Source organism: Micromonospora citrea (assembly GCF_049629545.1).
Classification (GTDB): domain Bacteria; phylum Actinomycetota; class Actinomycetes; order Mycobacteriales; family Micromonosporaceae; genus Micromonospora; species Micromonospora citrea_A.
This window is the reverse complement of the sequence record NZ_JBNADX010000020.1, coordinates 58,347-80,992: the sequence shown is the minus strand read 5'-3', so window position 1 is coordinate 80,992 and position 22,646 is coordinate 58,347. Positions and strand designations below refer to the sequence as shown.

10 protein-coding genes are annotated in these 22,646 nt (G+C 75.0%); 3 read left to right on the top strand and 7 right to left on the bottom strand.

The window, feature by feature from the left end; all coding sequences use genetic code 11:
* Positions 1-86 precede the first annotated feature (86 nt).
* Complete coding sequence (locus ACPFP2_RS21000; RefSeq protein ID WP_424090874.1) at positions 87-599, top strand: DUF402 domain-containing protein; 513 nt, start codon at positions 87-89, stop codon at positions 597-599.
* Positions 600-787: 188 nt separating this feature from the next.
* A complete protein-coding gene (locus ACPFP2_RS20995; protein ID WP_424090873.1) occupies positions 788-2,047 on the top strand; it encodes an aminotransferase class I/II-fold pyridoxal phosphate-dependent enzyme in 1,260 nt (419 codons plus the stop codon).
* A 51-nt stretch (positions 2,048-2,098) separates the two neighbouring features.
* Here ACPFP2_RS20995 and ACPFP2_RS20990 read toward each other — a convergent pair whose 3' ends face one another.
* Positions 2,099-3,109: a histidinol-phosphate transaminase gene (locus tag ACPFP2_RS20990; protein ID WP_424090872.1), complete on the bottom strand. Its 1,011-nt coding sequence runs from the start codon at positions 3,107-3,109 to the stop codon at positions 2,099-2,101.
* A gap of 207 nt (positions 3,110-3,316) precedes the next feature.
* Here ACPFP2_RS20990 and ACPFP2_RS20985 point away from each other — a divergent pair, with 207 nt between their 5' ends.
* Positions 3,317-4,891 (top strand): MFS transporter, encoded by a 1,575-nt coding sequence (locus ACPFP2_RS20985; RefSeq protein WP_424090871.1) that lies wholly within the window; start codon positions 3,317-3,319, stop codon positions 4,889-4,891.
* Between the two features lie 197 nt (positions 4,892-5,088).
* On the opposite strand, the gene ACPFP2_RS20980 is transcribed toward ACPFP2_RS20985, so the two are convergent.
* From ACPFP2_RS20980 to ACPFP2_RS20955, 6 genes are read right to left on the bottom strand one after another with little or no spacing between them, the layout of a single operon-like run.
* Positions 5,089-6,291: an FAD-dependent oxidoreductase gene (locus ACPFP2_RS20980; protein ID WP_424090870.1), complete on the bottom strand. Its 1,203-nt coding sequence runs from the start codon at positions 6,289-6,291 to the stop codon at positions 5,089-5,091.
* Positions 6,292-6,311: 20 nt separating this feature from the next.
* Positions 6,312-6,845, bottom strand: coding sequence for a class I SAM-dependent methyltransferase (locus tag ACPFP2_RS20975; protein ID WP_424090869.1), 534 nt, complete (start codon positions 6,843-6,845; stop codon positions 6,312-6,314).
* The gene (locus tag ACPFP2_RS20970; protein ID WP_424090868.1) at positions 6,803-7,651 is read right to left on the bottom strand and encodes a thioesterase II family protein; all 849 of its coding nucleotides are present in this window, start codon (positions 7,649-7,651) and stop codon (positions 6,803-6,805) included. The genes ACPFP2_RS20975 and ACPFP2_RS20970 overlap by 43 nt, the downstream gene beginning before the upstream one ends.
* 3 nt (positions 7,652-7,654) lie before the next feature.
* Positions 7,655-8,839, bottom strand: a complete 1,185-nt coding sequence (locus tag ACPFP2_RS20965) for an acyl-CoA dehydrogenase family protein (protein WP_424090867.1) — start codon at positions 8,837-8,839, stop codon at positions 7,655-7,657.
* Entirely contained in the window at positions 8,836-16,392 is a 7,557-nt protein-coding gene (locus tag ACPFP2_RS20960; protein WP_424090866.1) for an amino acid adenylation domain-containing protein, read from the bottom strand. Before ACPFP2_RS20960 ends, ACPFP2_RS20965 begins: the two co-directional genes overlap by 4 nt.
* Positions 16,389-22,535 (bottom strand): amino acid adenylation domain-containing protein, encoded by a 6,147-nt coding sequence (locus ACPFP2_RS20955; protein ID WP_424090865.1) that lies wholly within the window; start codon positions 22,533-22,535, stop codon positions 16,389-16,391. Before ACPFP2_RS20955 ends, ACPFP2_RS20960 begins: the two co-directional genes overlap by 4 nt.
* Positions 22,536-22,646: the final 111 nt, after the last annotated feature.

The window sequence follows — 22,646 nt, the reverse complement described above, 5'->3', positions numbered from 1 at the left end:
GGTGGCCGGCAGGGTGACCCGCGGCAGATTGGACGAGGCATGGTGCGCCGGGCGCGGCGTACTCCGTCTGCCTCTAGCGTGCTCCTGTGGGCGAGGTTCAGGACAGCAGGAACATCCGCCTGTACAAGATCAAACGTCCCGGAGGCGTCTTCTGGTTCGACCTCGAGCAAGTTCTCCAGGACCGTGACGGGACGTGGCTGCGAGGCCCGTCCGGTTCACCGTGGGGCGCTCCGCACGACCGTGGTGCCCTTCCGATACCCGTCGTGGTGCTGCTCACGGTGGACCGCCCCTGGGTGGCATGGTGGGTCGCCGACCCTGCCGATCGACGCCTTGAGATCGACGTGTGCCTCCCGCCGGAGCGTACCGAAGCAGGCTGGCGGTACATCGATCTCGAACTGGACCCGGTGCTGCACGAGCGGGATCTGCGGGTCGAGATCGAGGACTGGGACGAGTACGAACAGTCCTGCCGTGACGGCTGGATGAGCGCCGACGACGCCACGCTCGCACGGTCCACCGCCGAAGATCGGGCCGCGGCACTCCGACGCCGGGACGAGCCCTGGCAGGAACGCGGATGGCAGCTGCTCGCCCAACAGACGTAGGGCCCTGATGCCCTGCGCTCCATCGGCATGACAGGACGTTGCCGGTCACGCGCCGGCCGCGTCACAACCTGTGCGGACAGCGCACCCGGAGCACACCGAAGGGTGACGGCAACCTGCACGGTTGGGGTGGCCGGTTGTCGGGTTGACCGGGGATCGGACAACGGGCGTCACCCGTGTGGCATGACGACATGAGTGGAGACCTCTTCGCCAAGGTTCGCGCGTACGAGTCGTACGCCTTCCGACAGGAGTTGGAGGCGCAGCGCCTACTCCCCTACTTCCGGGTGGCGGAGGGGCCGCCGACGGCGGTGACCATGATGGGCGGCGTCCCGCGGGTGAACCTCGGCTCCAGCAACTACCTCGGCCTGTCCGGGGATTCCCGGCTGACCTCCGCGGCCCACCAGGCCAACCTGCGGTACGGCACGTCGGTCAACGGCTCCCGGTTGATGAACGGCACCACCGAACTGCACCTGCGGGTCGAGGACGCGGTGGCGAACTGGTTCGGCGAGGAGGACGCGCTGGTCTTCGGCACCGGCTACACGACCAACCTGGGGGTGATCAGCGCGCTGGTCGGCGACGGGGACGTCGTCCTCTGCGACGCCGCCGACCACGCGTCCATCGTGGACGGGGCGCGGTTGGCCCGGGGACGGCTGCTGGCGTTCCGCCACAACCGGATGGACCGGTTGGAGACGCTGCTGCGCCGGGCCAGCAGCACGGACGCGGGCGTCCTGGTCGCGGTCGACACGGTCTACTCCATGCAGGGCGACCTCTCCGACATCGTGGCCGTGACGGGCCTGTCCCGCCGGTACGGCGCCCGGCTGCTCGTGGACGAGGCGCACGCCGTGGGGGTGCTCGGCCCGGACGGACAGGGTGTCGCGGCGCTCGCCCGGCTCGCCGACGGGGTGGACCTGCGGATGGGCACCCTCTCCAAGGCGCTCGGCGGAAGTGGCGGCTTCGTCACCGGACCGGCTGACGTGATCGACTTCCTGCGGGTGCAGGCGCGCGCGTTCATGTTCACCGCGGCGGCCCCGGCCGGCGGGCTCGGCGCCGCGCTGGCCGGCATCGAGATCGCGCGGTCCGCCGAGGGCGAGGAGCGCCGCGAACGCCTGGCGGCGAACGCGGCCCGGCTGCGGGTCGCGTTGACCGAGCTGGGCTTCGACGTGGCGCCGGCACCGGTGTGGGAGAGCGGGGTCGAGGTGCAGACCCCCATTCTGCGGGTGCCCGCACCGGACGACATGACCGCCGCCCGGACGTGGCGATTCCTCTACGACCACGGTGTCTACGTCAATGTCGCGCTCTACCCGGCGGTGCCCCGGGGCCGGGCCCAGCTACGGCTGTGCGTGATGGCCACGCACACCGCGGAACACCTGGAGCGGGTCGTCGACGCGTTCACCGTACTGGCCCGCAAGCTCACCGTCCGGCCGGCGGCGGCGGACCTGGTGGCCGGGTGACAGGGGGCGCCGGGCGGCCGGCGAGGACCGGCCGTCCGGCGCCCCGGGCGATCAGGAACGGACGAACCCGCCCGTGCCGGCCACCTGCAGCAGCAGGTCGTTGCTCTCCGGCGTGCCGATGGTGACCCGCACGCCCTCACCGGGAAAGGTGTGCACCATCAGACCCTGGGCCGCACAGGCGGCACCGAACCCGGCGCTCCGCTCGCCCAGCGGCAGCCAGATGAAGTTCCCCTCGCTGGGCGGCACGGGCATCCCGGTGGCGACCAGCGCGCGGGTGATCCGCTCCCGCTCGGCGGCGAGCGCCCGACGGCGGGCCGCGTATTCCGGCTCCGCGGCCAGCGCGGCGATCGCCGCTACCTGCGCCACCTCGGGCACCAGGAACGGCATCGTCACCGCCCGCAGCCCGGCGACGGGTCCGGGGTGCCCGATCGCGTACCCGACGCGCAGACCGGCCAGTCCGTACGACTTGGAGAAGCTGCGCAGCACCACCAGGTTGGGGTGCCGGGGCAGGGTGGTCAGGCCGTCCGCGGTCGCCGGATCGGTGGCGAAGTCCCGGTAGACCTCGTCGAGGACGACGAAGACCCGCCGAGGCACCCGGTCCAGGAAACGGTCCAGGTCGGCCTGGCCGATGGCGGTGCCGGTCGGGTTGTTCGGACTGCACAGGAAGATCAGCTTCGTCCGCCGGCGCACCGCCTTCGCCATCGCGTCCAGGTCGTGATGGTGACCGCGCAGCGGGACCCGCCGCACCGGCACGCCCATCCCCTCGGCGATGAGCGGGTACCCCTCGAAGGAGCGCCACGCGAAGAGGGCCTCCCCGCGCCGCCGGCCCCGGGCCACCAGGTGCAGCATCTGCTGGATCAGGCCGGCGCCGCCCGCGCCGACCGCGACGTGGTCGACCGGTACGCCGTGGTGCGCGGCGATCGCCTCGGCGAGGGCGGTCGGGTAGACCTCCGGGTACCGGTTGACCCGGGTGGCCGCCGCGGTGACGGCGTCGAGGACCGCGCGCGGCGGCGGGTACGGGCTCTCGTTGGCCGCCGCCCGGTGGATCTGCTCTTCGGACATCTCGCCTCCTCGGCCCGACGCTATGCCGGCCCGTGGATACGGGAAGCGGCCGTACGGCGCGGCCACGAGGGCGGGACAGGGCTGCCCGGTCGGGCAGTCCGGTCGGCGCGTCGCCCTTCGGCTGGTGAGGGCCGGCCGGCCGTGGCAGCGTCGCCGGCTCGGGGCGGGTCTCGGCCCCACCGCCCTCCCGACGACGACAGGAGCACCGTGGTCACCACGCCGGCGCCATCCGCGCCGTCCCGCACCGCCGTCCTGGTGGTGGTCTGCCTGGCCCTGTTCATGGCGCTGCTGGACAGCACCGCGATCAGCCTCACCCTGCCCGCCATGCGCGCCGACCTCGACGCCGACCTGACCGGGCTGGTATGGATCGCCGACGGGTACGTCCTGGTCTTCGCCGCGCTGCTGCTCACCTCGGGCAGCCTCGGCGACCGGATCGGACGCGCGCCGATGTTCCTCGCCGGGCTGGCGACCTTCACGGCCGGCTCGGCGGTCTGCGCCGCCGCGCCGACGGTGGAGGCGCTGGTGACCGGTCGGGTTGTGCAGGGACTCGGGGCGGCCCTGGTCACCCCGCAGACGCTGGCGATCCTGACGCACACCTTCCCGACGCCCCGGGAGCGGGCGCGGGCCTTTGGAATCTGGTCGGGGGTGTCGGCGTTGGCCCTGCTGCTCGGTCCGGTGCTCGGCGGCATGCTCGCGGCCCAATTCGGGTGGCGTTCGGTGTTCCTGGTCAACCTGCCGGTGGGCGCGCTGGCGCTGGTGCTGGGCGCCCGCGTGCTGCTCGGGCGGGACGGCACCGCCCGCCCCGACGGCCCGCTGCGCCGGGTGGTCGACCTGCCCGGTCAGGTCCTGGCGGTGTTGTGGCTCGGCACGCTCACCTACGCCCTGGTGGAGGGGAGCCGGTACGGCTGGGGCTCACCGATGATCATCGGGCTGCTCGTCGTCTCCGTGGTGGCGCTGGTCGCGCTGCTGGCCGTGGAGCGTCGCTCGGCGCATCCGATGCTGCACCTGGAGCTGTTCCGGTCGGCCACGTTCTCCGCCAGCACCGTGGTGATCGGCCTCGTCGCGTTCGGCATGTACGCCTCGTTCTTCCTGGTCAGCCTCTTCCTCCAGCAGGTCCAGGGGTACTCCGCGGCGCAGGCCGGGGTGCGGTTCCTGCCGGCGATGACGGCGGTGATGGTGACCTCCCCGCTGGCCGGGCTACTGGCCGGACGGGTGGGCGCCCGGGTGCCGGTGTGCGGCGGCGCGCTGCTCATCGGCGTCGCGCTGCTGCTGCTAGCCAGGGTGGACACCGCAGACCCGTACCGGGGGTGGTGGCCGCTGCTGGTGCTCTTCGGCGCCGGCATCGGCCTGGTCATCCCGCCGGTCAACAGCGCGCTGATGGGCAGCGTCCGGCCCGAGCGGGCGGGCCTGGCGTCGGCCACCGGGGAGACCGGACAACAGATCGGCGCGTTGATCGGCATCGCGGTGCTGGGTGCGCTGGTCACCGACGGCTTCCGCCGGGTGGTGGCGGACGGGGCCGGGGCGGCCGGCCTGTCCCGGGCCGACTCCGCCGAACTGGCCCGGCGGCTCTTCGCCGAGGACGGCGACGTGAGCACCACGGGTCATCCGGCGGTGGCGGCGCTGGTGGACCGGGCGCTGACCACGGGGGTCCAGTGGGGGCTGACGGTGGCCGGGATCGCGGCTCTGGTCGCGGCCCTGGTCGCGGTGCTGATCCGCGAGCCCCGCAGCCCGGCCGGGGCGAGCGCCGACGTCGGAGAGCGGGCGGCTGCGGCCGTCCGGTAGCCGCTGCCGGCGATGCTCTGGGGCCGCGCGGTTCGCGGTACCCGGAATTGGGTGCGGTCAGGCGGGTGCGGCCCTCCGGCGCGAGGATCACGTGGCCGGGGCGTGCGCCATCCGTGCCCCACGCGGACGACCCCCCTTCCCAGGCAGGAAGGGGGGTCGCGGCGACCCGCGGAAGGGGAAGGGGCCGCTGCGGATGGTCAGGAGAGAGCCCGGTCGGGGGCGGGAGCGGTCAGCTCCGGGGGCCGCTGCACCTCACGCCACATCTTCGGCGCGCTGGACGCGACCACCACCTTGGCGATCCGGCCCACCACCCAGCGCAGCGCCGGGTTGCGGACCGGCTTGAACCGGTTGACCCGCAGCACCCGCTCGCGGATCCAGTGCACCCGCTCCCGGCGGCGGCGCTCGTACTCGCGCAGCCCGCCGGGCACGTCGGCGGCGGTGGCCAGGCAGTCGGCCAGCACCACCCCGTCCTCGATGGCCATGCAGGCGCCCTGGCCGAGGTCGGTGGGGAGGGCGTGGGCGGCGTCGCCCAGCAGGGTCACCGGTCCCTCGCCCCAGCGGTCGAGCCACTCGTGGTAATAGACGTCGATCCGGCTCACCGTCTCGGGTGCGGTGGCGCCGACGAACTGGGGGGCGGGGCCACCGAGCACGTCGGCGATCTCCCGGGCCCGTGCCGGGATGCCCTGCGGGTCCTCCGTGCCGGGGGTGCGTTCGCAGGAGAGCGTCCATACCACCCGTTCGCCGCCGATCAGCCAGGCGCCGCCGCCGTAACGGCTGTCCGGGTCGGAGAAGAGGTGCACGGTGCCCCGGCTCAACCCGCACGTGCCGGGGGTGATGCCGCGGTACGTGGACCGTCCGGTGTAGACCACCGGCAGACGGCCGTGCAGTTGCTGCAGGACCGTGGAGCGGATGCCGTCCGCCCCGATCAGGGCGGCGCCGGTGACGGTGCCGCCGTCGGCGAGCGTCAGCACGACCCCGTCGCCGGTGATCTCGTAGCCGGTGGCCCGCTGCCCGTACCCGATCGTCACGCCCCGTTCCAGGCAGGCGTCGCGGAGCAGGCCGATCAGGTCCCCTCGGCCGATGCCGACCGTCGGCATGCAGCCGGGCCAGATGCTCTCCGCGGTGTTCATGCGGAACATCACCTGCCCGCGTGAGCTGCGGCTCTCGGAGCCGGTCATCGTCTCGGCCCGGGCGAGCAGCCGCTCCCCCAGCCCGAGGGTGCGCAGGGAGGTGGTGGCGTTGCTCCAGATGGTGTGCCCGAAGCCGGCGTTGCCGGTGATCTCGTCCAGCTCGCGGCGTTCGTACACCTGCACGGGGAAGCCGTGGCGAGCCAGCGCGAGCGCGGCGGTGAGGCCGCCGACGCCGGCACCGGTGATCAGGATGGGACGGCTCAGGTCCATGGGGTCGCTCCTCCGGCTCTTCAGCGGCGGGTCATCAGCAGCATCACGGTGCGCGGACGGGTGGGCAGATACTCCAGGTCGAACGCGTCGCCGAAGAGCTCCTTCTCCTCTCCCGGGGCGATCATCGGCGCCATCTTCGCGCCGCCGGAGAGCTGGCTCTTGTCGCCCTGGAAGCACCAGAGCAGCACCTTCCCGCCGGGGCGGCTGAGCCGGTGGATGGCCTGGGCCACCGCCGTGCGCTGCTCCCCCTCGGTGTCGTTCAGCGCGCCGAAGTCGCAGATCAGGTCGTACGCGTCGGCGAGGCCGGGGATCGGGCCGGCGGTGAGGTCGGCCCGGATGAAGGTGCACCGGTCGGTGACCCCGGCGGCCCGCGCGCGGGCACGGGCCCGGCGCAGCGCCACCGGGGAGAAGTCCACCCCCGCCACCGGGCCGAAACCCTTGCCGGCCAGGTAGACGGCCTCCGCCCCGGTTCCGCAGCCCAGGTCCAGGGCGTGGGGCAGCTCGGCGGGGGTCAGCCGGCCGGTCTCCACGAGCTCGGTGAGCTGTGGACGCACTTCCCTGTCCCAGGGGGCCAGGTTGAACCGATAGAGCGTGTTGTAGAACCAGGGGCGCAGCCGCATGAGGAGGTCCTTCCGTTCTCCGCCGCCCCCGTCGGGGCCGGCTCCAGGTCCGCGGCGATCCCCTTCAGCAGGGCCGCCGGGTCGTCGTCGAGGAAGAAGTGCTGGCCGGGCAGGACCCGCACCTCGCACCGGTCGGAGGTCAGCGCCGACCAGGCCGGGAGTGTGTCCGGCGGGGCCTCCGGGTCGTCCGCGCCGCCGTAGACGGTCAGCGGGCAGCTGATCCGGGGGCCGGGTCGCCACCGGTAGGTGTCGGCGGCCTCGAAGTCGGCGCGCAGGATCGGGATCACCAGATCCAGCAGCTCCTCGTGGACGAGCACCTCCTCCGGGGTGCCGGCCAGCTCGCGCAGCCGCTCGCGGAACGCCGCGTCGGGCAGCCGGTAGTCGTACTGGCCGGGAGGCCGGGGCAGCTGCGGGGCCCGGTGGCCGGAGACGAACAGGTGCGTCGCCGGCCGGCCGTGCAGGTGCTCCAACCGCCGGGTCAGCTCGTAGGCGACCAGCGCGCCGAGGCTGTGGCCGAAGATGGCGTACGGGCGGTCGATGCGGTCCAGCAGCGTGCCGAGGACGTCGGCGGTGATCGCCGGCACGTCGGTCAGCGGCGTCTCGGCGATCCGCGCGCCTCGGCCGGCCAGCTCGACCGGCACCACCTCGATCGGCTCCGGCAGCTCCCGCTGCCAGCGGCCGTACACCCGCATCGCGGAGCCGCCGGCGTACGGCAGGCAGAACAGCAGCGTGCGGGCCACCGGTCAGCCCTCCACCGGGGCGGCGCCCCGGCCCGTGGTGGCGGCGATCGTACGGAACTGCATGTTGGACGTCCCCTCGTAGATCTTGCCGACCTTGGCGTCCCGGTAGAACTTCTCCACCCCGTGCTCCGGGACGAAGCCGTTGGCGCCCAACGTCTCCACGGCCAGCGCGGCGGCCCGCTCGGCCACCTCGGACGCGACGTACTTGGCCATCGCGGTGGCGCGCAGCCGCTGCACCGGTGAGCCGCCGTGCTGCAACAGCCGGGCGGTGTCGTAGAGCAGGGCGCGGGCCGCCTGGAGTTCGGCGGCGACCCGGGCCAGCGGGAACGCCACCCCCTGGAAGGCGGCGATGGGCCGGCCGAACTGCTCGCGCCGGGCCGCGTAACCGGTGGCGGCGTCGAGCACCCCCTGGGCGAGGCCGACGAGCTGGGCGGCGATGCCGACCTTGCCGACGTTGAGGGTCTCGGCCGCCAGCAGCTCCCCCGCGCCGAGGCGGGCGAGCACATCGCGCCGTCCGACGCGCACCCCTTCGAAGGTGACGTCGCAGGTGGAACTGGCCCGGATGCCCATCTTGGCCACCGGGGGCCCGACCGTCAGCCCCGGCGTGTCCCGGTCGACCAGGAAGGCGGTCAGGCCGGTGTCGGCGAACCGCGCGAAGACCACGAACAGGCCGGCCTCCGCGGCGCCGCTGATCCAGCGCTTCGTGCCGTCGATGACGAACCCGCCGCCGTCGGCCACCGCTCGAGTGCGGCCGGCGAAGGCGTCGCTGCCGGCCTCCGGCTCGCTGATCGCGTACGCGCCCACGGTGCCGTTGGCCAGCCGGGGCAGGTGCCGTCGGCGGGCATCGCCGTCGCCGTGGTGCAGCAGGGCGCTGGCCACCAGGGCGTTCTGCACGTCGACCAGGACGGCGACGGCCGGGTCGACCCGGGCGATCTCCTCGATGGCGAGCACCACCGCGAACAGGTCCCGGCCGCCGCCGCCGTACACCTCGGGGATCTCCACTCCCATCAGGCCGGCGGTGAAGAGTTCCTCGACCAGCGTGGGGTCGATCCGGGCGGCCTCGTCCATCGCCCGTACCCGGGGCGCGACCGCCTGCGTGGCGAACCCGGCGACCGTGTCGCGCCAGGCCTGGTCCTCCGGCGGCAGCCGAGTGACCGGGGGCGGCACCTTCAGGGCGGGGTCGGTCATCGTACGGCTCCCTCCGGGTCGGTGTCCGGCACCGGCCGGGCGGCTGCGGGCCGGCGACTGGTCACGGCGGTCAGGAAGGCGGCGAGGTCGTCGCGGCCCAGGCCGGCGAGGGGGAAGTCGGTGGGGTCCACCGTGACGGCGTGGGGTCGGGCGCAGTGCGCGGCGAGCCCGGTCAGCGCGTCGGCCAGCGCGTCGGCCAGCGTGTCCAGGGTGGCCGCGTCGGCCTCCCCGGCGGCGGGGGCGTACAGCTCGACCAGCAGTGCCCCGCCGGCGAGGTGGCCGGTGACCACGAGCCGGTGTCCGGGGCCGTCGTGCGCCCGGGGCGCGGTGGCCGGTTCTTCGGCCGTGCCGCCGAGGTTGCCGAGGTGCCGCAGCAGCAGCTGTGCCGGCCGGGCACCGGGCACCGGTGTGGCCTCCCGATACCGGCGCTTCACCGTCGGCACCAGCTCGGCCAGGTCGTCGGTCAACGCCAGGTGCAGCGGCACGACGGCGGCGAACGGGCCGACGGCGCCAGTGGCGTCGAGCTCGGCGACGCCGTCGGCGCGCAGGTCGCGTTCGACGTCCAGCACCGCCCGGCGGGCGCCGGTGGCGTGCAGCGCGGCGGCCAGCGCCACCAGCACCACCTCGTCGGCGGCCAGCCGGTACGCCCGCGACGCCGCGTCGAACAGCGCCGACGCCCGTTCGGCCGGCACGGTCACGGTCCGCCGGTAGCCGTCGCCGGGCCGGGCCGGGTCGGGCGACAGCGGCACCACGTCCTCGCCCGACGTCGTCGCGGGGGTGCCCGCGTCGGCGGCGTCCGCCGGCTCCCCTCCGGTGTCGGCGGCCCGCCGCTCGGCCCAGCGGGCCAGCGGCACCGGCGCCGCGGCCGGCCGAAGGTCCCCACCGTCGGCGGCCGCGGCCAGGGCCCGCCGCAGGTCGGCGCGGAGCGGCGGCCAGGAGCGGCCGTCGACGGCGAGGTCGGCCACCAGCCACACCAGCCGCCGTTGTCCGCCGCCGAGGTCGAACAGGGCGGCCCGGGTCAGCGGCCCGTCGACCGGGTCCAGCTCGGCGCGGATGTCGGCGACCATCTGGGTACGGGCGGCGTCGCGCCGGGCCGCCGGCAGCGGCGCCAGGTCGATGAGCGGCACGTACGGCTCGTCCTCGACCCCGACGCGCTGCCGCCAGCCGCCCGGGTCCGGCACCAGCCGTAGCCGCAGCGCGGGGTGGGCCGCGAGCAGCGCGCCCAGTACCCGGCTCGCGGCGTCGGAGTCCAGCTCTGCGGGGACCGGCACGTCGAGCACCTGCACGCCGAGCGGGCGGGCCGGCCCGTCCGGGCCGACCAGGCTGCGCTGCCACGGGGTGAGCGGGAAGCTGCCGCCGGCGCCGGCCCGCCCGCCGGCGGATCGGGCGTCGGCCACCGCCGCCAGTTCGGCCACCACCTGGTGGGCGAAGAGGTCGGCGGCGATGAGTTCGATGCCCTCGGCGGCGGCCCGACTGACGATCTGGATGCCGGTGATCGAGTCCCCGCCGACGGCGAAGAAGTTGTCGAACGGGCCCACCCCGGGCTCGTCGAGCACCTCGCCGATCAGCCGGGCCAGCAGGAGGGCGGTCGGGGTCGCCTCACCGGTCGGCGCCGGCGCGCCGGCCGCCCGGGCGGGGTCGGGCAGCGCCGCCCGGTCGACCTTGCCGTTGGCCGACAGCGGCAGCCGGTCGAGGGTCAGCAGCACCTGCGGCACCATGTACGCCGGCAGGCCGCGCGCCGCCTCCGCCCGGACCTCCTCGACGAGGGCGTCGCGGTCGGCGGCGGGATCGGCGGGCACCAGGTAGGCGACGAGCCGGCGGTGGTGCCGGTCGCCGGGGGCGGCGGCGACAGCCGCGGCGACCCCCGGGTGGCGGCCCAGGACGGCCTCGATCTCGCCCAGCTCGATCCGGTAGCCGCCGATCTTGACCTGGAAGTCCTCCCGGCCGAGGAACTCGATGGTGCCGTCGGGTCGCCACCGGCCCAGGTCGCCGGTGCGGTAGAGGCGCTGTCCGGTCAGTGGGTGGGTGACGAACCGACCGGCGGTGCGCTCCTCGTCGCGCCAGTACCCGTCGGCCAGGCCGACGCCGCCGATGAACAGTTCGCCGGTCACCCAGACCGGGCACTCCTGCCACCGGTCGTTGAGCACGTGGAAGCTCTGGTTGCGCATCGCCCGTCCGTACGGGATGGACTCCCAGGACGGGTCGACCTCACCGATCTCGTGGCAGATCGACCAGATCGACGCCTCGGTGGCCCCGCCGAGGCTGACCGGCAGGCAGGCCGGGGCCAGCTCTCGCAGCCGGTCCGGCAGGTCCACCGGGATCCAGTCGCCGGACATCAGGAACAGCCGGACCGCCGCCAGCGCGTCGGCCGGGCCGTGGCCGGCGACGTGGTCGGCGAGCATCTGGGCCAGCGCCGGCACCGAGTTCCAGACGGTGACCCGGTGGGCGGTGACCAGGTCGACCCAGTGGCCGGGGTCGCGGTTGCTGCCGTGGCGGGGCAGCACCAGTCGGCCACCCGCGCCGAGCAGCCCGAACACGTCGTAGACGGAGAGGTCGAAGCTGAGCGACGAGAGGCCGAGGACGGCGTCGTCCGGGCCGATCGACCAGCGTCCGGTGACGTCGTCGACGGTGTTGCGGGCCGCCCGGTGCCGGATCATCACGCCCTTCGGCGTGCCGGTGGAGCCGGAGGTGAAGATGACGTACGCGAGGTCGTCGGGGTCGGCCGCCGGCAGGGGCGGGTCGGCCTCGGGCGGCGCGTCGGCGCTCAGGTCGACGGTCAGCTCGGTGACCCCGTCCGGCCAGACGCGACGTGGGCCGTCCGCGCGGGCCAGCACCGCACGGCAGCGGCCGAAGGTGACCAGGTGGTCCTGCCGCTCGGCGGGCAGGTCCGGGTCCACCGGCAGGTACGCCGCGCCGGCCAGGAGCACCCCGAGCGCGGCGGCGACCTGCGCGGCGGACTTGTCCACCGCGACGGCGACCAGCTCGTTGCGGCCCACCCCGAGGGCGCGCAGCCGGTGGGCGACGGCGTGGGCGTGTCGGGACAGCTCGCCGTAGCTGACCACCACGCCGTCGGCGTCGACGACGGCCGGGCGGTCCGGCTCGCGGCGGGCCCAGGCCAGCAGCGGGTCGTGCAGCAGCCCGTCGGCGGGCGGCCCGGCGGTGTGGTTCGCCGACGCCACGAGCTCGCGTTGGGCGCTCGGGCGCAGGTCCCCCGGGTCCTCCCGCCACGCGGACTCGTCCTCGGCGAGGGCGGTGGTGAGCCGGCTGAACGCGGTGAAGACCGCGTCGAGCACCCCGTCGGGGAAGAGCTGGCGCACCCCGTGCCAGCTCATCCGGACCCCGTCGGCGGTCTCCAACAGGGCGAAGTCCAGCCACACCTGCGGGGTCTGGGCGACCTCGTGGACCATGTCGCCGAGCCAGCCGAACCAGGTCTCGTCGCCCGGCTCGCTCTCCTGCACGACGGTGCTGGTGAAGACGACCGGCATCACCGCGCCGGCCGCGCCGCCACGGGCCCGGGCCATCTCGCGCAGCACCTCGACCCCGCTGACGTACCGGTGTTCCAGGTCCTGCCAGCTCTGCTCCTGCAGGTGCCGGGCCAGCCGCTCCACGCTGCCGGCCGCGGTCAGGTCGACCGGGAGCAGGTCGAACGAGGCGAACTCGCCGACCAGGTCACCGACGTGCGGGTGCACCGGCAGCCGGTTGGTGACGGTGACGTTGACGGTGAAGCGACCCGACCGGCACCAGGCCCCCAGCGCGTACGCGTACACGGCGAGCAGCACCGACGAGGGGGTCAGGCCGTACCCGCCGGCCCGCTCGGTGATCCGCCGCCAGGTGTCCCGGTCCAGCTCGAGGTCGAAGGAGACCGGCTCCGGCCGGGTGACCGCGGCCGGGGCGACGGCCAGCGGCAGGTCCGGCCGCGGTGGCAGCTCGGCGATCCGCTGCCGCCAGTAGTCCAGCGAGCGGCGGTGCAGCGGGCTGCCGCGCAGCTCCTCGGTGGCCAGCACGTAGTCGCGGTAGGACAGGTCGAGCGGGGCCAGGTCGCCGGCGCCCTGGTGGATGCGCCGCCAGTCCCGCGACAGCAGCCGGATGCTGCCGATGTCGGCGATCATCAGGTCGAAGCCGAGGTGCAGCCGGGTCCGGCCGCCGGGCAGCAGGGTGGCCCGGACGTCCCACAGCGGCCACACGTCCACCGGCCGCATCTGGTGCGACAGCGTCTCGCGCAGCTCGGCGAGGGTCCGTTCGACCTCGTCGGCGGGGCGGTCGCGCAGGTCTGTGGCCTCGATGACGTACGGGCCAGGGTCGGGCAGGATGCGCTGACGGCCGTCCTCGCCGATCACCGCCCGGAGCATGCCGTGCCGGCGGACGACCTCCTGCCAGCTCGCGGTGAGCCGGTCCAGGTCGACCTCGCCGGTGTCCACCTCCCAGTAGACGTGCGCGGCGACGTTGCCCCCCTCCACGCTGCCGAGCCGGCCCAGCCACTGCGCCTGCTGGATCTCGGCGAGCGGGAACGGCTCGTGCAGCCGGTCCGGGTCGGGCCGGGCCGGCGGCAGACCGGCGACGGGATCCTCGGTGTCGGTGGCGTCGGCCCGGGCCGCGGCGACGAGGGTGGCCACCCCGGCGACCGTCGGCGCGGCGAGCATGTCCCGTAGCCCGATCCGGGTGCCGAACGCCTCGCTCACCCGGGCCACCACCCGGGTGGCCAGCAGCGAGTGCCCGCCGAGTTCGACGAAGTTGTCGTCGACCCCGACGTCGGTGATGCCGAGCAGGTCCTGCCAGATGCCGGCGATCAACCGTTCGCGGTCGTCGCGGGGCGCGACGTACGGGGTGCGCAGGTGCGGTCGTCCGGTGTGCTGTTCGGCCGGGTCGGCGGCCGGCACCTCGACGGCGCCGGGCAGGGTGGCGAGGTCGAGCGCGGCGGCCCCGCCACCCGGGGAGATCCAGTGGCGGCGGCGCTGGAACGGGTAGCCGGGCAGGGACACCCGACGTCGCGGTCCGTCCGGGGCCAGCGCGACGTGGACGCCGGCCGCCCAGAGGCGACCGAGCAGGGCCGGCCCGGGGTGCGCTCCGGTCGACGGCTCGCCGGGTCCGGGCAGGGTGGCCAGCACGGTGGCCCGCCGGTCGACCTGGCGGGCCAGGGTGCCGAGGGTGCTGCCCGGGCCGACCTCCAACAGCACGGTGTCGGGGTCGGCGACCAGGGCGACCGCGTCGCCGAAGCGGACGGTGTCGCGTACGTGCGCCGCCCAGTACGCCGGGTCGGTGGCTTCCCGGTCGCTGAGCCACGTGCCGGTGCGGTTGGCCACCAGCGGGACGGTGGGCGGGGCGAGGTGGACGCGGTCCAGTTCGGCGGCGAACGGGGCCTGGACCGGTTGCATCATCGGCGAGTGGAAGGCGTGCGAGGTGTGCAGCCGTCGGTGCGCCACCCCGCGTTCGGTCAGGGTCGCCGCCAGGGCGGCGACGTCGGCGTCGGGGCCGGAGACGACGCACAGCTCCGGGGCGTTCGCCGCGGCCAGCGCCAGTGTCGGGCTGAGCAGGGGCCGCACGTCGTCCTCCCCGAGGGCCACCGAGAGCATCGCGCCGCGCGGCATCGCGGCCATCAGCCGGCCGCGGGCGGCCACGATCCGGGCGGCGTCGGCCCGGTCCAGGACGCCGGCGAGGCAGGCGGCGGTGAGTTCCCCGACGCTGTGCCCGATCATCGCGTCCGGGGTGACGCCGGCCGCGCGCAGCATCTCGGCGGTGGCGTACTCGACGGCGAACAGGGCCGGCTGGGCGAGGTCGGTGGACTCCAGCCGGCGGGCCGCCTCGGCCGCGTCGACGTCGGCCGCCGGGTGCAACACGGTCCGCAGGTCCAGGCCGAGGTGCGGGGCGAGGTCCTCGGCGACGGCGTCGAGGGCGGCCCGGTAGGCCGGCTCCTCGGCGTACAGCTCGGCGCCCATGCCCGGGTACTGGCTGCCCTGGCCGGGGAAGAGGAAGACCAGCCGCGGCCGGTCGACGGCGACCCCGGTGGCGCCGCGCTGGGCATCGGTGAGGGCGGCGGCGGCCTCGGCGGCGTCGGCGGCCACCACGGCGCGGCGGTGCCGGTGCCCGACGCGGCCGTGCCGCAGGGTGAAGGCGACGTCGGCCAGCGGCGGGGCGTCCGGGGCGGCGAGGGTGGCCGCCAGCGCCGCCCCGGCCTCCGCCAGCGCCTGGGGGGTACGCGCGGAGAGGGTGATGACCTGGGTGGCGCCGGCCGGCGGCGGCACCGGTGCGGGCGCCGGCGCCTCTTCCAGGACGACGTGGGCGTTGGTGCCCCCCATGCCGAAGGAGCTGACCCCGATCCGGCGGGGAGCGTCGCTGACGGTCCACTCGCGCAGCTCGGTGTTGACCCGCAGCGGCGAGCCATCGAAGTCGATCTCGGGGTTGGGCTGGTCGTAGTGCAGGCTGGGCACCAGCTCCCGGTGCTTGAGCTGGAGCACCGCCTTGATCAGGCCGGTCACGCCGGCGGCGGTGTCCAGGTGGCCCACGTTGGACTTCACCGAGCCGAGCGCGATCCGACCGCGCCCGCTCACCCGCGACGCGAAGACCCTGTTCAGCGCGGTCACCTCGATCGGGTCACCGAGCGGGGTGCCGGTGCCGTGCGCCTCGACGGCGGTGACGGTGGCCGGGTCGACGCCCGCGATGCCGAGGGCGGTGGCCACGGCGCGGGCCTGCCCGTTCACCCCGGGAGCGGTGTAGCCGACCTTCGCCGACCCGTCGTTGGTGACGGCGCTGCCCTTGATGACGGCCTCCACGTGGTCGCCGTCGGCGAGGGCGTCCTCCAGCCGCTTGAGCACCACCACGCCGATGCCGCTGCCGAAGACGGTGCCGGTGGCGGCGGCGTCGAACGGCCGGCAGTGCCCGTCGCGGGAGAAGATCAGCCCCTCCTCCCACAGGTAGCCGCTGGGCTGCGGCAGCCGGATCGCCGCGCCGCCGGCCAGGGCGACGTCACACTCCCCCTCCAGCAATGCCTGCGCCGCGACGTGGACGGCGACCAGCGACGAGGAACAGGCGGTCTGCACCGCCACCGCCGGCCCGCCCAGGCCGAGCTTGAAGCTGACCCGGTTGGGCAGGTAGTCCTTGTCGTTGGTGATCAGCAGCTCCAGCGTCTCGCCGATGGTGCCGGCCACCCGGCCGGCCAGCACGTTGCCGAGCAGGTACGTGGACAGGGCGCTGCCGGCGTACACGCCGACGGTCGCGTCCAGCGCGCCCGGGGCGTACCCGGCGTCCTCCAGGGCGTGCCAGGCGCACTCGAGGAAGAGGCGCTGCTGGGGGTCGATCAGTGCCGCCTCGCGCGGGTGGTAGCCGAAGAAGGCGGCGTCGAACTCCTCGATGCCGTCGAGCACTGCGGCGGCCCGCACGTACCGGGGGTCGGCCAGGGTTTCCGCGCTCACTCCGGCGGCGCGCAGCGTGTCGTCGTCCCAGAAGGTGATGGACTCGACACCGGCGCGCAGGTTGCGCCAGAAGGTGGACACGTCCGGGGCGCCGGGGAACCGGCCGGCCATGCCGACGATCGCGATGTCCCCGCTCGGCGCGCTCACCGGGACACCTCCACCGGCTGGGCGGCGCGCCGGCCCCGGCGGGCGGTGGCCCGGCGCAACGCCCCGTCGACCGCGTCGTCCCCGGTGTCGCCCCGGCCGTCCAGTCCGGCGGCGAGCCGCCGGATCGTCGGATGCTCGAACATGTGCATGAGCGGGAAGTCGCGGCCCAGCGCGGCGCGCAGCTCCCGGTAGATCTTCACGATCGTCACCGAGTCCGCACCCAGGTCGAAGAAGCGGTCGTCGACGCCGATCCGGTCCACGCCGAGGACCCGCCGGAACACCTCGGTCACGGTCCGCTCCACCTCGGAGGTCGGCGCGGCGTACGCGGCCCCACCGGACCGTCCGCCCCCGGTCTCCGAGTCGGCCCGGCGGTGCAGGGCCGCCCGGTCGACCTTGCCGCGGGCGGTCAACGGCAGCCGGTCCAGGGTCACCACGGTCGCCGGAACCATGTAGTGCGGCAGGGTGGCCGCGGCGTGCGCGCGCAGCCGGTCGGCGAGGTTGCCGCCGGCCGGCCGGGGGGTCGGGTCGAGCACCCCGCCGAGCAGGGTGTGCAGCACCAGGTCGTCGTCGTCGAGGGCGAGCAGGTCACGGACCGCGTCCTCGTCGGCGACCAGGCCGAGCTGGCAGAGCCCGAGCTGGACCCCGGGGGCGCTCTCGTCGAGCAGTTGGCTCATCTCGCCGGCCTCCAGCAGGCAGAAGTGCAGCGCCCGGGTGCCGTAGAGCGGTTCGATCGCGGACATCCGGCCGACCAGGAAGATCTGGAAGGCGCTGCCGTCGTAGGTGGGCTGGTTGGTGGAGACGTGCGCGCCGCGGTCCAGGTCGACGTCGGGGCGGACCGGAACGAGCCGGTGGGCCACCGGATCGTGGTAGTAGCTGCCGGCGGGCAGCCCGGCCACCCGACCGGGGCGCACGTGCACGTACGTCTGGACCGGGTAGAGCGCGCCGGCCGAGGCGTAGCGGTACTTCGGCAGCACCTCCCCGTCCCGGCTGCGCAGGCACTCCAGCAGCCGGGCCAGGTCGGCCAGGGGCACCGGCCGGTCGGCGTAGACCCGCCGGCTGGCCCGCCGCGCCCAGCGGGCGTCGGCCTCGGCCCGTTCACCGGTGGAGGGCAGCGCGACGGGCGGGCCGGTCAGGTCGGTGCGCAGGCCCCGCCGGGCGAGGGTGAACTCGGCACGGCGTACCGGGTCCGCCTCCACCTCCCCGAGGATCTTCTTCTCGGCGACCTTCGGGTCCAGCTCCGTGCCGGCCGGGCCACCGGGCTCGGTGGGGCCGTCGGGTACGACGAAGGCGACCAGCCGGCGACGCTGTCGGTCCGGGCCGGCGGCCACCACGGCGGCCTGTCGTATCCCGGGGTGCCGGGTCAGGGTGGCCTCCACCTCGCCCAGCTCGATCCGGAACCCGCCGATCTTCACCTGGTGGTCGTCGCGGCCGAGGATCTGCAGGGTGCCGTCCGGCAGCCAGCGACCCAGGTCGCCGGAGCGGTAGAGCCGTTCGCCGGTGTCCGGGTGCGTGACGAAGGAGGCCGCGGTCAGGTCCGGGTCACGCCAGTAGCCGTCGGCCAGGCCGGCGCCGCCGATGTACATCTCCCCCGGCACGCCGACCGGGCAGGACCGCATCCGGTCGTTGAGCACGTGCACGCGGTGGTTGGCCAGCGGCCGCCCGTACGGGATGGACTCCCACGTCGGGTCGACGGTCGTCACGTCGTGGGCGACGCACCAGATGGCGGTCTCGGTGGGGCCGCCGGAGGCGACGAAGCGGACCCGTGGGGCGAGCGCCCGGACCCGGTCGGGCAGGGGCACCGGGATCCAGTCGCCGGAGAGCCACATCAGCCGCAGGTCGGCCAGGCCCGGGTGCCCGCCGTCCGCCTCGGCGTGCTCGACCAGCATCTGGGCCAGCGCGGGCACCGAGTTCCAGCAGGTGACCCGGTGGGTGGCCATCAGCTCCAGCCAGCGGCCCGGGTCACGGGCGGCGGCCGGTTCGGGCAACACCAGCGTCGCCCCGGCGCCGAGGACGCCGAAGACGTCCCACACGGACAGGTCGAAGCTCAGCGCGGACAGGCCGAGGGCGACGTCGTCGGGGCCGAGCGCACAGCGGTCACGGACCTGCGCGACGGTGGCGAGGGTGGCCCGGTGCGACAGCATCACCCCCTTCGGCTCCCCGGTGGAGCCGGAGGTGAACAGCACGTACGCCAGGTCGTCGGGACGCTGCGCCGGCTCCAGGTCGGCCACCTCACCGTCGGGCTCGACGGTGGCGTCGACCGGCAGCACCCGCAGCCCGTCGGGCCAGTCGTCGCGGGTCGGGCCGTCGGCGCGGACCAGCACGACGCCCACCTCGCCCCGGCGCAGCAGGTGGTCCTGCCGGGCGGCGGGCAGGTCCGGGTCGACCGGCAGGTACGCCGCCCCGGCGAGCTGCACCGCGAGGGCCGCGACGAGCTGGGCGGCGCTCTTGTCGGCGGCCACGGCGACGAGCTGGTTGGGGCGTGCCCCGGCGGCGCGTACCCGCCGGGCCAGCGCGGTGGCACGCCGCCAGAGCTGCCCGTAGCTCAGGGTCGCGTCGGCGCCGATGACGGCGGTGCGCTCGGGGTGGGCGGCGGCCTGCCGGCCGATGGCGGTGAACAGCAGCTCGTCGGGGATGTCGACGGTCGTGGCGTTGGCGGCGGCGATCAGGTGCCGCTGGGCGGCCGGCAGCGCGTCCGGCGCCCCGGGCGCCCACGCGTCGTCGTCGGTGGCAAGCCGCTCCAGCAGGTCGGTGTAGGCGTGGAAGAGGTCGTCGAGCATGGCGTCGGGGAAGAGGTCCTCGACCACGTCCCAGTGGTACGACAGCGCGCCGTGGTCCTCGTAGACCTGGTGGTCGAAGAGCACCTGCGGGGTCTGCGAGATCACCGAGACGGTCTCGCCGAGCCAGGCGGCGCCGAGCGCGCCCTGCGCGCCTTCCTGGTCCCGGCCCTGTTCCCGGGCGCTGGCGAAGACCACCGTGGCGAAGGTGCCGGGGCGTACGCCGCGCTGGCGGCTCAGTTCGCGCATGACCTCGACGCCGGAGAAGTAGCGGTGCTCCAGGTCCTGCCAGAGCTGCCGTTGGATCCGTTCGGCCAGCCCGCCGAGGCCGTCGCGGGGGGTGACGTCGATCTCCAGCAGGGTGACCGCGGTGAAGTCGCCGATGACGTCGTCGATGCGCGGGTGCAGCGGCATTCGGTTGAACAGCGGCACGTTGACGGTGAACCGGCCGGTCCGACTCCACCTGCCGAGCACCTCGGCGAACGCGGCGAGCTGCACCACCGACGGGGTGACGCCGCGCCGGGCGGCCCGGGCCCGCAGCCGCGCCCACCGGTCGGCGTCGAGCAGGTGCGAGCGGCGCCGCCGGCGCCGCCGGTCCGCCCCGGCGACCAACGGCAGCTCCGGGCCGGGCGGCAGGTCCGGGATGCGGGCCAGCCAGTAGTCCCGGGAGCGCCGGTACGCCTCGGAGCCGGCGACCTGGTCCAGGGCGAGCACGTAGTCGCGGAAGGAGACCGGCAGCGGCTCGGGGTGGGCGTCCGGGTGGGCGTAGTGGTCGCCCCACTCCAGGAAGAACAGCCGCACGCTGGCCACGTCGGCCACCAGCAGGTCGAGGCTGACGTGCACCCGGGTGGTGCCGCCGGGCAGCCGGCTGGCCCGGACCTCGAACATCGGCCAGTGGTCCATCGGCAGCACCTGGTGGCTCAGCTCGTCGCGGGTCTCGGCGAGTTGGGCATCCCGTTCCGCCGGGTCCACCTCGGACAGGTCGGCCAGGGCGATGTCGATCGGGGGGACCTGGTCGGCGGGGAGGATCTGCTGGGTGCCGTCGCTGCGGACCACGGCGCGCAGCATCTCCTGCCGGGCGACGAGCCGGTTCAGGGCACGGGTCAGCCGGTCGAGGTCGAGGTCGGTGGCGTCGATCTCGACGTAGATGTGGATGGAGACCTCGCCGAGGTCGTAGCCGGCGCTGCGGCCGACGAAGTAGGCGTACTGCTGCTCGGTGAGCGGGAAGGGTTCGTGACGGTGCCCGGGGTCGGCGACGACCGGCCGCCAGGCGATGTCCCGGCCGCCCGGGGCGGTGTCGAGCTGCCCGGTGACCAGGTCGGCCAGTCCGGTCACGGTGCCGCGCATGAACTCGGCGATGGGGATGCCGACACCCAGGTCACGTTCGAGGTCGCGGCGCAGTTCGATGGCGCGCAGCGACTCCAGGCCCAGCCCGGCCAGCGGCAGGTCGGTGGCGACCCGGTCGGCGGTGGCGCCGAGCAGGGCGGCGAGCCGGCGGCGCAGCTCGGCGACGAGCACCGGGGTACGCAGGGTCTCGTCGAGGGCGAGGAGCATGTCCCGCATCGGGGCGGCGGCCGGCGGTGGGCCGGCCGGCACGTCGGCGGTGGGCCGGCCGGCACGGGCCAGGGGCCGCAGTTCCCCGGCCAGGTAGCGGTCGCGGCAGGCGCCGCGCTGCACCTTGCCGCTGACCGTCTTCGCGACGTCCTCCGGGCCGACCAGCACCACCTCGTGCGCCTCGACCTCGTGCTCGTCGGTGACGGCGGCGCGCAGCCGGGCGACCAGGTCGTCGAGGTCGACGCCGGTGGTGTCGGCGATGGACTGCACCACGACCAGTCGTTCCTCGCCGTCGGTGTCGACCGCGAACGCCGCCGCGGGGGCCCCGGCCAGCGCCGGGTGCACTCGCTCGCAGGTCATCTCGACGTCCTGCGGGTAGAGGTTGCGACCCCGGATGATGATCATCTCCTTGAGCCGGCCGCAGAGCACCAGGTCGTCCCCGTGCCGGAAGCCCAGGTCGCCGGTACGCAGGAACGGGCCGACGCCGTCGGCCAGCCGCGCGCCGAAGGTCTCCTCGGTCAGCTCGGGACGCTGCCAGTAGCCCTGGCAGACGACCGGGCCACGGACCCACAGTTCGCCGACCCGGTCGTCGTCGCAGACCGTGCGGGTGGCCGGGTCGACCACCAGGATCTCGCAGTGCGGCCCGGCCGGACCGACGCCGACCAGGGTGAGGCTGCGGTCGTCGCCGTCGACGGGCACCACCCGGCCCTGTTCCAGCTCGGTGGCGTCCACCCGGAGCACCAGCGGCTCGGGGTCGGCGTGCCGGCCGGTGAGGAAGAGCATCGCCTCGGTCATCCCGAAGCCGGGCGCCATCGTCTCGGGCCGGAAGCCGTGCGGGCGGAACTCCTCGGTGAACCGGGCGATGGTCGCGGCGCGGACCCGCTCGGCGGCGTTGAACGTGGTGTGCCACCCGGACAGGTCCAGGCCGGCCCGGCGCTGCGCGGGGACCTGGGTCAAACAGCGTTCGAAGGCGAAGTTCGGGGCGCAGCCGAAGACCGGGCCGGGGGTGTCGGAGATGGCCCGCAGCCAGCGCAGCGGGTCGGCGACGAAGTCCTCCGGGGCCAGGAAGACCGCCCGGCCGCCGAGGTACTGGGCCAGCAGCAGGTGCCCGGCCACCCCCAGCGCGTGGTACGGGGAGATCCAGCTGACCACGTTCGCCCCGGCCGGCAGCCCGGCCAGCGCCACCGTCTGGTCGATCTGGTGCAGCAGGTTGCGGTGGCTGACCATGACGCCCTTCGGCGCGCCGGTGGAGCCGGAGGTGTACTGGAGCAGCGCCAGGTCGTCGCCGGTCAGCTCCGGCGGGGTCCAGCCGTCGGCGGCGGCCTCGTCGATCCGGTCCACGACGAGCCACGGCACGTCGGGGCCGAGGCGTCCGCGCAGCTCGGTGAGGCGCTCGGCCAGCTCGGCGGTGGTCACCACGACGCTGACCTCGGCGTTGCCGGCGATCTGCACGGCCCGCTCGGTACGCGGGTCACCGGCGCCGTCGACGGGGGGTGGGCAGGCCACGGCGACGCCGCCGGCGTACATCACCCCGGTGAGGCCGACCAGGAAGTCCAGGCCGGGGGCGAGCAGCACCAGCACCCGTGCGGCCGGGGCCAGGTGTGGGGCGAGGGTGGCCGCGAGGGCCGCGGAGCGCCGGTCGTACGTGCCGCGGGTGAGTTCCCGGGCGACACCGCGCCCGTCGGAGGTGTCGGTGCCGGCGGGGTAGGTCAGCTGCGCGAAGGCGACCGCCCCCGGATCCGACGCGGCGTTGGCGCGCAGGATGTCGATCAGGGTGGTCGCCTGGATGCCGCCGTCGATGGCAAGGTCGGTCATGCGCGCTCCTGGCTGGAAGTCGGTCGGTCCGGCGCGGTCGCTGCCCCGTCGGCGTGACGGCGGCGGGCAGCCGCGCCGGAGGGCCGGTGATCTCACGGGGCTCTCCCACCG

What these genes read in the sequence shown, in the direction of transcription:
- ACPFP2_RS20995 (WP_424090873.1), top strand. Translation starts at nt 788, where the DNA reads ATGAGTGGAGACCTCTTCGCCAAGGTTCGCGCGTACGAGTCGTACGCC.
- ACPFP2_RS20990 (WP_424090872.1), bottom strand. Translation starts at nt 3,109, where the DNA reads ATGTCCGAAGAGCAGATCCACCGGGCGGCGGCCAACGAGAGCCCGTAC.
- ACPFP2_RS20980 (WP_424090870.1), bottom strand. Translation starts at nt 6,291, where the DNA reads ATGGACCTGAGCCGTCCCATCCTGATCACCGGTGCCGGCGTCGGCGGC.
- ACPFP2_RS20965 (WP_424090867.1), bottom strand. Translation starts at nt 8,839, where the DNA reads ATGACCGACCCCGCCCTGAAGGTGCCGCCCCCGGTCACTCGGCTGCCG.
- ACPFP2_RS20955 (WP_424090865.1), bottom strand. Translation starts at nt 22,535, where the DNA reads ATGACCGACCTTGCCATCGACGGCGGCATCCAGGCGACCACCCTGATC.